Annotated in this window: 1 protein-coding gene; it reads left to right on the forward strand. The window is 60.5% G+C overall.

Features of this window, described 5'->3' with window-relative positions; all coding sequences use genetic code 11:
* Positions 1-86 precede the first annotated feature (86 nt).
* A protein-coding gene (locus RT688_RS23715) for an IS3 family transposase (protein WP_095046155.1) occupies positions 87-1,459 on the forward strand; the annotation gives its coding sequence in 2 pieces (ribosomal slippage) (positions 87-444 and positions 444-1,459; 1,374 coding nt in all).
* The last annotated feature ends 74 nt before the right edge of the window (positions 1,460-1,533 follow it).

Genomic DNA, 1,533 nt, shown 5'->3' on the forward strand with positions numbered 1-1,533 from the left:
TGTTCGGCGTCAGCGCCTTTGGCACAGATCTGGGGTTGCGGATAATGGAGGGATTGGGTCTCGTCGCAGTGACGTAAGGAACGCAGATGAGACCCAATCCCTCCAGCCCAAAATTGGCTGCCAAGCCCACCAAGAAGCCCGCCGAGGTGGTGGTGAAAGATATTCGCCGTGCCACACGCCGGCATTTCTCGGCCGAGGATAAAATCCGCATCGTGCTCGAAGGCCTGCGCGGCGAGGAGAGCATCGCTGAACTGTGCCGCCGCGAAGGCATCGCCCAGAGCGTGTATTATTCCTGGTCAAAAGAATTCCTTGAGGCTGGCAAACGCCGTCTGGCCGGGGACACGGCCCGTGCCGCCACCAGTGACGAGGTCAAGGATCTGCGCCGTGAAGCACTGGCTCTCAAGGAATGCGTGGCCGACCTGACGCTCGAGAACCGCCTGCTTAAAAAAAGCATGATCGCGGATGGGGGCGACCAAGAATGAGGTATCCCGCCGCAGAAAAGCTCGAGATCATCCGCCTCGTCGAGCAATCCCATCTGCCCACCCGACAGACGCTGGAGAAACTGGGCATCCCACGCCGCACCTTTGCCCGCTGGTATGCCCGCTACCTTGATGGTGGGCCTGAGGCGCTGGAAGACCGCCCCTCGGCGCCAAGCCGGGTATGGAACCGGCTGCCCGAGAATGTGCGCAAACAGATCATCGACATGGCGCTGGAGGAAAGCGAACTCTCGCCCCGCGAGTTGGCCACCAAATTTACCGATGAGAAGCAGTACTTTGTCTGCGAGGCCACGGTTTATCGCCTGCTCAAGGCACAGGATCTGATCGCCAGCCCAGCCTATATCGTCATCAAGGCCCGCGACGAGTTCCACACCAAGACGATGCGACCAAACGAGATGTGGCAGACCGACTTCACCTATTTCAAGCTGATCGGTTGGGGCTGGGTTTACCTCTCAACCGTGCTCGACGACTATTCCCGCTACATCATCTCGTGGAAGCTGTGCACCACCATGACGGCGGGCGATGTCACCGACACGCTGGACTTGGCGCTGGCCGCATCAGGTTGTGACAGCGCCACCGTGCTGCACATGCCGCGCCTGCTCTCGGACAATGGCCCGAGCTATGTCGCGGGCGAACTGGCCGCCTATATCGAGGCCCAGTCCATGAGCCACGTGCGCGGCGCCCCCTTTCACCCCCAGACACAGGGCAAGATCGAGCGCTGGCACCAGACCTTGAAAAACCGCATCCTACTGGAGAATTATTACCTGCCCGGCGATCTCGAAGCCCAGATCGAAGCCTTCATCGAGCACTACAACCACCAGCGCTATCACGAAAGCCTGGGCAATGTGACGCCCGCAGATGCCTACTTTGGCCGCGATCGGCAGATCCACGCCCAGCGCGCCGCCATCAAGAAACAGACCATCGAACATCGCCGCTTGCAGCACCGCAAGCTCGCCGCCTAAAAGCCAACCCCTGACGAGGCCCGCTCTCCGTTAACGCCACGCCAAACCTGCGCCAAATGTTTCGACGACGGACA

The sequence above is a fragment of the Massilia sp. genome (assembly GCF_032106685.1).
In the GTDB taxonomy this organism is placed as follows: Bacteria; Pseudomonadota; Gammaproteobacteria; order Burkholderiales; family Burkholderiaceae_D; genus Telluria.